At 34.1% G+C, this 9,285-nt stretch carries 11 protein-coding genes; 3 read left to right on the forward strand and 8 right to left on the reverse strand.

The window, feature by feature from the left end:
- Window positions 1-1,026, reverse strand: a 1,026-nt coding sequence (gene rseP, locus PHC28_RS11375) for an RIP metalloprotease RseP (protein ID WP_300100258.1), incomplete at its 3' end; no start/stop codon positions are given.
- Window positions 1,027-1,186: 160 nt separating this feature from the next.
- On the opposite strand from rseP, the gene PHC28_RS11380 reads away from it, so the two are divergent.
- From PHC28_RS11380 to hflX, 3 genes are all read left to right on the forward strand, one after another.
- Window positions 1,187-2,230 carry a Gfo/Idh/MocA family oxidoreductase gene (locus tag PHC28_RS11380; RefSeq protein ID WP_300100261.1) on the forward strand — a complete coding sequence of 348 codons (1,044 nt, stop codon included), beginning with the start codon at window positions 1,187-1,189 and terminating at the stop codon, window positions 2,228-2,230.
- Window positions 2,231-2,326: 96 nt separating this feature from the next.
- Window positions 2,327-3,538 (forward strand): MFS transporter, encoded by a 1,212-nt coding sequence (locus PHC28_RS11385; protein WP_300100264.1) that lies wholly within the window; start codon window positions 2,327-2,329, stop codon window positions 3,536-3,538.
- Window positions 3,539-3,639: 101 nt separating this feature from the next.
- Window positions 3,640-4,863 (forward strand): GTPase HflX, encoded by a 1,224-nt coding sequence (gene hflX / locus PHC28_RS11390; protein ID WP_300100267.1) that lies wholly within the window; start codon window positions 3,640-3,642, stop codon window positions 4,861-4,863.
- Between the two features lie 136 nt (window positions 4,864-4,999).
- On the opposite strand, the gene PHC28_RS11395 is transcribed toward hflX, so the two are convergent.
- From PHC28_RS11395 to PHC28_RS11425, 7 genes are all read right to left on the reverse strand, one after another.
- A complete protein-coding gene (locus tag PHC28_RS11395; protein WP_300100270.1) occupies window positions 5,000-5,848 on the reverse strand; it encodes a DUF3078 domain-containing protein in 849 nt (282 codons plus the stop codon).
- 42 nt (window positions 5,849-5,890) lie between these two features.
- Window positions 5,891-6,403, reverse strand: a complete 513-nt coding sequence (locus tag PHC28_RS11400) for a DUF2480 family protein (protein ID WP_300100273.1) — start codon at window positions 6,401-6,403, stop codon at window positions 5,891-5,893.
- A gap of 67 nt (window positions 6,404-6,470) precedes the next feature.
- Window positions 6,471-6,794 carry a DUF59 domain-containing protein gene (locus PHC28_RS11405; RefSeq protein ID WP_300100276.1) on the reverse strand — a complete coding sequence of 108 codons (324 nt, stop codon included), beginning with the start codon at window positions 6,792-6,794 and terminating at the stop codon, window positions 6,471-6,473.
- A gap of 339 nt (window positions 6,795-7,133) precedes the next feature.
- Window positions 7,134-7,541, reverse strand: coding sequence for a GxxExxY protein (locus PHC28_RS11410; protein WP_300100279.1), 408 nt, complete (start codon window positions 7,539-7,541; stop codon window positions 7,134-7,136).
- Window positions 7,542-7,610: 69 nt separating this feature from the next.
- Entirely contained in the window at window positions 7,611-8,030 is a 420-nt protein-coding gene (locus PHC28_RS11415; protein WP_300100281.1) for a SufE family protein, read from the reverse strand.
- The gene (locus tag PHC28_RS11420; RefSeq protein WP_300100284.1) at window positions 8,030-8,464 is read right to left on the reverse strand and encodes a hypothetical protein; all 435 of its coding nucleotides are present in this window, start codon (window positions 8,462-8,464) and stop codon (window positions 8,030-8,032) included. The genes PHC28_RS11415 and PHC28_RS11420 overlap by 1 nt, the downstream gene beginning before the upstream one ends.
- A gap of 11 nt (window positions 8,465-8,475) precedes the next feature.
- Window positions 8,476-9,285, reverse strand: an 810-nt coding sequence (locus PHC28_RS11425; RefSeq protein WP_300100287.1) for a cysteine desulfurase, incomplete at its 5' end; no start/stop codon positions are given.

Genomic DNA, 9,285 nt, shown 5'->3' on the forward strand with positions numbered 1-9,285 from the left:
ACCTTCGGTTTTTGTATTGAAGATTATTTTAAATTGGCGGATTTGTCCAGATAAAGTTGCTATTGTTTTATGAAATCCTGCTGGAACAGCTTCAAAAAAGGATAATTTTTGGATTACATAAGCATCTTTCAAAATTTGTAAATTTGGATAAAAACCAATTTTACCATTTTTATTGGCTTTTGTTTTTAAAACAACTTCTTGACTGTTTCTAAGTACATTTATAGTAATTGAATCTTTTTTTACTTTATTTAATTCAGAAATAAATTCATCATAGAAAGCAGTTTTGGTATTGTTTATTTCAATGATTTTATCTCCTTTTTGTAAACCACAAAGAGCGGCAGGAGAGTTTTTTGCAATTGAATCCACCACAGTTTCAATTCTTGGATTCAAAAAGTTTTTACCCGCTTTCTTCATCACTTCACGCTTACCTTCATCAGCTAAATTAAAAGTAACTTCTTTTCCGTCTCTACTTACCGTGATGTTGTCTCCAAAAAGAATGTCGATTGGCAGTTGGTCAAACCTTATTTTTTCTTTTCCGTCAACTTTTAGAATTTTATCGCCTGATTTTAATCCAAGAATGTTTCCAACTGTATCAACCGCTATTCCATTTTTGATTTTAGAATTGGCCACAAAATTATCTCCATTGTTAAACAAAAGCATTGTGTAGATGAACCAAGCCAAAAAGAAATTTACAATGACACCACCACAAATGATGATTAGTCGTTGCCATGCTGGCTTGCTTCGATATTCCCATGGTTGAGCAGGCAAAGCCATTTGTTCTTTGTCCATACTTTCATCAATCATTCCAGCGATTTTAACATAACCGCCCATTGGAATCCATCCAATTCCGTATTCGGTTTCGCCAATTTTCTTTTTTACTACTGAAAACCAAGGGTCAAAAAACAAATAGAATTTGTCGATTTTTGTTTTAAAGTATTTTGCAGGTAAAAAGTGTCCTAATTCGTGAAGTATGACTAAGAATGACAAGCACAAGATTAATTGAGCTATTTGAATAAGTGTTCCCATTTGTTGTTTTTAAATTCTGTATTGCGCACAAAAGTAAGGCTTTCTATTTTAGTTGCAAAGATTTAGTTTTTGCAAGACGATAAAAATTTGTTAATAATTGCGCTATTTCTTTTTTTACTTTGGAATTTCTCGCCTAATTTTACCTAAAATTCTCCGTTCTATGCAAAAAATAAAAACAGCACTATTGTCTTACGGAATGTCAGGAAAAGTTTTTCACGCTCCTTTTTTAGCAATTCATCCCGGTTTTGAACTCTTGGGTTCTTGGGAAAGAAGTAAAAAATTAATTCAAGAAGATTATCCAGAAGTCATAAGTTATCCTACTTTAGAGTCTATTCTACAGGATGAATCTATTGATTTGGTAGTCGTAAACACGCCTGTGGGAACTCATTTTGAATATGCCAAAAAAGTCTTATTGGCAGGAAAACACGCCATAGTCGAAAAAGCATTTACGACTACAGTTGCCGAAGCTAAAGAATTGGCAGCTTTAGCAAAAGAGAAAAATTTAAAATTGTCCGTTTTTCAAAATAGGAGATGGGATAGCGATTTCAAGACCGTAAAAAAAATAGTATCGGAAAAGGTATTAGGCGAAATTGTAGAAGCCGAATTTCATTTTGACCGCTACAATCCTAATTTAAGTCCAAAACAACACAAAGAAACAGCTAATTCTGGCGCAGGAATCCTGAAAGATTTAGGACCACATTTAATCGATCAAGCCTTGTTTTTGTTTGGTTTGCCCAATGCTGTTTTTGCCGATATTAGGATTACTAGAGAACATTCGTTAGTTGATGATTATCTTGATATTTTACTGTATTATTTGGATTTTAGAGTGAGATTGAAAGCTGGTTTTTTTGTCAGGGAAGCGATACCTTCCTATATTGTTCACGGCAAAAAAGGGTCTTTTCTAAAACTGCGTGGAGATGTGCAGGAAGATAATTTAAAACTAGGGATGAAGCCAAATTTAATGAATTGGGGAACGGAATCTGATGAAAATCAAGGGCTTTTACACACAGAAATCAATGGTACAATTATCAAGGAAAAAGTGCCAACACTTCAAGGGAATTACTATGATTTTTTTGAAGGTGTATACCAATCTATTGTTAATAACAAAACCGAACCAGTAACTGCTATAGACGGAGCAAACGTAATGCAAATTATTGAACTGGCTATTCAAAGTAGCGAGCAAGCGAAGGCTTTAAATTTATAATGAATTCCGAAATAATTTTCAGTTTAAGGCTGAACTGCCAAATTTGAATATATTGATTTTGTACTTTTGACGACTCAATTTTTAAATAATAACGATTTGCAGTATTTTAATTTTATTGGCAGGTATAAAGCTAAAGGCAAATACAGGAAGTCGTATCGTGATGCGAAAGAATCTTATTTAACCAGAATTCGTTGGGCTGTTTCAATGTTTTATTTTGGTATGGGTTTGTGTTTTGCTACTTGGGCAAGCCGAATTCCAATTATAAAAGCCGATTTACACTTAACCGATGGACAATTAGGAACAATTCTGTTTGCCTTGCCAGTAGGTCAGTTAACAATGATGTTTTTTTCGGGAAAATTGGTTACTCGATTTGGTAGTCACCGCATTCTTCCTTTTTCTATTTTAATGTATGCTTTTAGTTTGACTAATTTAGGTTTAGCTCAAAACGCTTGGCAATTGGGTCTTGGATTATATATACTTGGAATTTTTGGTAATTTATCTAACATTGCAGTAAATACCCAAGGTGTTTATACTGAAGGACTTTTCAAAAAAACCATTATGTCTTCTTTTCACGGCGTGTGGAGCTTGGCTGGATTCACAGGAGCTATTGTGGGTCTTGGAATGTTGGCATTAAAATTAGGAACGTACACTCATTTTTTAATCATTGCAATACTCGTCCTTGTGTTGGATGTTCTTAATTTTAAATTTTTGATTAAAGCCAAAGAAATCGTTCAACTCGAGAAGAAAAAAGGATTCAGAAAACGAGATAAATCTCTGATTTTGCTGGGAATAATCGGTTTTTGCAGTATGGCGAGCGAAGGAATTATGTTCGATTGGAGCGGTGTTTATTTCAAAGATATTGTTATGGCACCAGAGTCATTAGTGGTTTTGGGTTATGCTTCTTTTATGATTATGATGGCAAGCGGTCGGTTTTTTGGAGATGGTTTAATCAATAAATTTGGACGAAAGCGAGTGATGCAAATTAGCGGTGTCGTGATTTCATCAGGATTGTTTACCGCAGTGATCTTTCCGTTTATAATCCCAGCAACTATCGCTTTTATGTTTGTGGGATTGGGTGTTTCTACCATTATACCAACCCTTTATAGTCTTGCGGGAAAACATCCAACAATCCCAACAGGTGAAGCATTGACAGCAGTTTCCAGCGTGAGCTTTCTTGGATTTTTGTTGGGACCGCCAGTTATTGGTCATATTGCCGAACTATTTGGCTTGCGATTTTCATTCGCCTTTATTGGTATTTTTGGATTTTTTATAGCATTGATGGTGTCGAGAATCAGGGCAATTGAATAGTAATTACTTAAAAATACATTCAAAAAGCAGTCCGATTTTTATAACTCTATAACTCCCTAAAGTCCACCACAAATCATTAAATTTGCAACTTAATAAAAGTTATGTTAGAAAAAGAAATAATAAATTTTGAAAGGACCGCAATTGTTGGAATGGTTACCCAAAATCAAAGTGAAGAGAAACTGAATGAGTATCTTGACGAACTCGAGTTTTTGACTTTTACTGCAGGTGGTGAAGTGGTGAAACGGTTTTGGCAAAAAATGGACAAACCCAATCCAAAGACTTTTTTAGGAACTGGAAAAATTGATGAAATTAACCTTTTTGTAAAAGAAAATGACATTTCAACTTTGGTATTTGATGATGAATTGACACCTTCCCAACAAAAAAACATCTCCAAAATTATAGATTGTAAAATCCTCGACAGAACCAATCTTATCCTCGATATTTTTGCTCAAAGAGCCGAAACTTCCTATGCAAGAACCCAAGTAGAATTAGCGCAATGTATTTATTTGTTGCCAAGATTATCTGGATTATGGACGCACTTGGAACGCCAAAAAGGAGGAATCGGGATGCGTGGACCTGGAGAAACGGAAATCGAAACCGATAGACGTATTGTTCGTGATAGAATTGCACTTTTAAAAGAAAAAATCAAAGCAATCGATAAACAAATGGGAACCCAAAGAGGCAATCGTGGTGCAATGGTTCGAGTGGCTTTAGTAGGTTATACTAATGTGGGAAAATCAACTTTGATGAATGCTGTTGGGAAAAGTGACGTTTTTGTCGAAAACAAACTTTTCGCCACTTTAGATACAACGGTTCGAAAAGTAGTGATAAAAAACCTCCCTTTTCTATTATCTGACACCGTAGGTTTTATTAGAAAACTGCCCACACAATTAGTTGATTCTTTCAAAAGTACGCTCGATGAGGTTCGTGAAGCTGACTTGTTATTGCACGTTGTCGATATTTCGCACCCTGATTTTGAAGATCATATTGCATCGGTAAATCAAACTTTATTAGACATCAAGGCGAGTAACAAACCCGTTATTATGGTCTTTAATAAAATTGATGCTTACAAACATTTAACCATTGATGAAGACGATTTAATCACCGAAAAAACACCAAGACATTTCACACTTGAAGAATGGAAAACAACTTGGATGAATCGAGTAGGCGAACAAAACGCTTTGTTTATCTCAGCAACAAACAAAGAGAATTTCGAAGAATTTCGGGAACGAGTTTATGAAGCCGTGAGACATATTCACATCACGCGTTTTCCATACAATAAGTTTTTGTATCCAGATTATAAGGATGCTATTGAAAAAGAGTAATAATCCTCACCCCAACCCTCTCCAAAGGAGAGGGAGAAGAAACCAAAAAAACAGTCGCAAATTTTCATAAATTAATCTGTGGAAATTTGTGCCCCGAGACCAAAGGGCGAACAGGCAAAGCAAATCTGTGTTTGTTTTAGAAACTGAAGTCCAATCCCAATCCAAAAACTTCTCTTACTTGAACTGCTTTTATGGCATTGTCGTCATAAATGGTTTGTAGAGCAATATTAGTCGACATATATCGGTTAATTTTCATCACGATATTCATCTGATAATCCACGTCAATATTTTGTGGATTGTCTAAATAATTGGAATATAAATTCAGTCTGTTTTCTACTTTCACGTTTGCCATTACATTTAATTTATAAATGGCAGAAACACTTGCACCAAATTCAAATCGTGATGTATCGCCTTGGGAAACACCAAACGATGAACCTAGAACAGTATATTTGCTATCGACCAAAATTAATCGGGGAGTTATTGGTGCTATATTGATGCTTAAATTTGAGTCTTTTTTCCACAACATACCAGGACCAAATTGGAAATAGGTTGGTGAGAAAAAGTGAGAAACTTCAACTCCATTTTTATCAAATCCAGCATCCATTTGTGTTTTGATATTAAAAAAAACAGAGTAATACCATTTTTCAGAAGCTTTCTTGCCCCAAAGAGAATTTAACTCCAGTCGGTCGTCAGTCTTGGCTGTTTTTGCAGCTTCTTTTATTTTGGTTAAACCATAAGCAGCTATGATTTTTGTATCCCAAAGTACATCGTCTTTTTTATAATTAAAGTCATAATTCAATCCAAAATTTCCTGCAATGCTTGAAGTTCCGCCCGCTAACCATTCTGCATTAAAAGCGGATTGGTTAAAAAGCAGAAGAAAATTTCCGCCGTTTTTCCAAAGTTTTGTGGAGTCTTTCACAGTTTCTTGTGCATTTACTGAAAATACACCTAGAATTAAAGCGAGATAAATTACTGTCTTTTTCATTTTTACTGTTTTGAAAAGTAAAGATAATAAAAACTCTAAAAATTAAACTTTTTTATGGGTTTTAAAAAGAGGTACGGCTGAACAGGCTTCGCCATACATAATGCTTCTTGCAAAGGGCTGCAAATTGTGTGCGGCTAAAATATAAGCGCGCATCGGAACTGGTTTTTTCGAACATCCTTTTAGGATAACAGGTTTGTTGTCATAAACCGAGTAATCAATTTTGGAAAGTATTTCTTCGTATAATGAAGAATCTAAATCTTCAATGTTTCCGTTTACGATTTTCGTAGCAAAAGGAGCTAATTGTACAGCAACCAAAATTGGCGCCCAAGCAGGAACAATAGCGTCAGTACTACAATTGATGGCAACATATTGATCTTGATATTGCGACCAATCGTGGTTTTTAAGTTGTTCTCTAAAGTCTTTTTCTTTCAACAAAAATCCTTCTAGAAGCCATTGTGAAATATCAATTTGTGCACGAATTCCCTTTGGATAAAAATCTTCGAGATCGAAAACTTCCAAGACACTATTGGCAACTTTATTTACTATTTCTTCCATTTGAAAAGTTTAAAAGTTTAAAAGTTTAAAGTTGCTCAACCTTAAACTTTAAACCCTGAACAAATTTTTAAAGCATTCCTAGTTCTAATTTTGCTTCTTCGCTCATTAAATCTTTGCTCCAAGGTGGATCGAAAGTGATTTCTACTTCAGCGTCTTTTACATTCGCTATTGATTTTACTTTTTCTTCTACTTCTCTTGGTAAACTTTCGGCAACAGGACAGTTGGGCGAAGTAAGTGTCATCAGGATTTTTACTTCATAATCAGTGCTAACCATTACGTCATAAATCAATCCCAATTCGTAAATGTCAACTGGAATTTCAGGATCGTAAATTGTTTTTAGTCTGTCAACGATGTCCATTCCTAGTTTATTGGTGTCTATTTTTGTTTCCATAATTTTTGTTTTTGAACCATATAAGACATGAAGGTCATTTAAGGTTTATATTTTGAATAATTTGCTTTAACTTAATTTTGTTAGAACCAACTTATATGAACTTAATTTCTTATATGGTTGATTATTAACACTTAAAAACATCTATTTTTTAAACCATATAAGACATTGAAGGTCATTGAAGGTTTTTGATTTGGATATTTTACTTTAACTTAATTTTTCCATAACCAACTTATATGAACTTAAATTTCTTGTGTAGTTGATTATTAATGTTTAAAAACATCTATTTTTTATACCATATAATAAAATGAAGGTCATTGAATGTTTTGATTTGAATGGTTTTTATTCATCTAAATATCTGTATAATTCGTTTACGTAAGTTTTTTGTCCTTCCTTAAAAATATGTTTTACATTAAAATTTATAATTAATCCTATTGGAACTTCTAAAAGTTTCATATAAGTTAAAAGTTGTGCTTCGTGAATGGGCAATACTTTTTCGACTGCTTTTAGTTCAACTACTAAACTTTTTTCTATAAACAAGTCACATTTCAGCCCAGCTTCAACTTCTAACCCTTTATAATTGACAGGGATTATTAATTCTGTTTGAAAATCAAAGCCTCTAATTGTCAATTCTTTTTTTAAACAACTATGATAAACACTTTCTAAAAGCCCAGGACCAAGATGTTTGTGAACTTCGATTGCACAACCATTAACCTGATAAATCAAATCTTTTAGATATGTTTTTGTCATATTTTTGTCAATTTCAATCTATATTTATTCTAACTTAAATGATCTTAAATTCCTTATATGGTTAAAAGATTATTTTTTTGCATCGAAAGCCAATGCATACATTTTTATATTTTTTATCATCGAAACCAAACCATTGGCGCGTGTTGGCGATAAATGTTCTTTTAAACCTATTTTATCAATGAAATCCATATCTGCATTCAGAATATCCGAAGCTTTTTGGTTCGAAAAAACCCGAATTAATATGGCAATAATTCCTTTGGTCAAAATTGCGTCACTATCGGCAGTGAAGACAATTTTATCGTCTTTTTTTTCGCCTTTCAGCCAAACTTTTGACTGACATCCTTTGATGAGATTGTCATCAGTTTTGAATTCTTCTCGAATCAACGGCAAGTTTTTACCTAAATCAATAATGTATTCATAGCGTTGCATCCAATCGTCAAACATCGAAAACTCGTCTATTATTTCTTCTTGTATTTCTTTAATTGTCATTATTCTTTTTTAGCAAATGTATTTATTTTATCAACTAATTTTTTGATTTCTGTTGGTGGATAACCGTGATCGAAAGCTTCGGTTTCATAAGTCTTGTCTTTATAAACAACTTTCAAGTTGGCGATGGCAGCTCCATCGTGAAAGCGTTTTTCGGTTGGGGCTTTTAAAGTCGCCAAACTATCCAATTTGATATTTTCAAAACACTCAACTAATTCCTTCCAATCTTTCTCCGAAATTTTTGTTGCAACGGCTTTGTCGGTTCCGCTTCGGTCTTTTGAAACAGTTACCATTTGGTTTTCGATAGTTATTTTCTGGTAAAAACCCCTTGTGTTGGCAGTATATTCCAAAACGGCTGTTTTTAAATCATTTTTGGTCTGACTTGTACAGCTTTTGCCAAGGAAAACGCTCAATAAAATCATAGTAAATAGTTTCATATCGTGTTGTTTTAAGATAACATTAGTTGCGCTTTTTTCACCGCTTCTACCATAACGTCAATTTCCTCTTTGGTATTATAAAACGAAAACGAAGCCCGAATGGTTCCCGGTATTTTGAAAAAATCCATAATGGGTTGCGTGCAATGATGTCCAGTTCGAACGGCTATTCCTAGTTTGTCTATAATCGTGCCAATGTCATAAGGATGAATTTCGCCAACATTAAACGAAATCACCGATGTTTTTTCCTTGGCTGTGCCAAAAATCCTCAACCCTTCAATTTCCAATAATCGTTTTGTGGCATATTCTAATAATTCCAATTCTTGTTTTTGAATATTGTCAAAACCAACGGAATTCAAATAATCAACAGCAGTTCCTAAGACAATTCCTCCAGCAATATTAGGTGTTCCTGCTTCAAATTTATGCGGTAAATCAGCATAAGTGGTTTTTTCGAAAGTCACTTCCTTAATCATTTCGCCACCACCTTGATACGGAGGTAATTTGTTGAGCCAAGCTTCTTTTCCGTATAAAATTCCGGTTCCTGTTGGCCCACACATTTTATGTCCCGAAAAAACATAAAAATCACAATCTAATTCCTGAACATCGGGTTTCAAATGTGGAACGGCTTGTGCACCGTCAATCAAAATCGCTGCTCCAAATTTGTGAGCTTTGTCAATCATATATTTAATGGGATTGATAGTTCCCAAAGCGTTCGAAATGTGATTTACCGTTACAATTTTGGTTTTATCCGATAGTAATTTATCGAATTCGGATAGAATCAATTCGCCGTTTTCATTCATTGGAATCACTTTCAAAACGGCTCC

The sequence above is a fragment of the Flavobacterium sp. genome (genome assembly GCF_028712645.1).
Taxonomy (GTDB): domain Bacteria; phylum Bacteroidota; class Bacteroidia; order Flavobacteriales; family Flavobacteriaceae; genus Flavobacterium.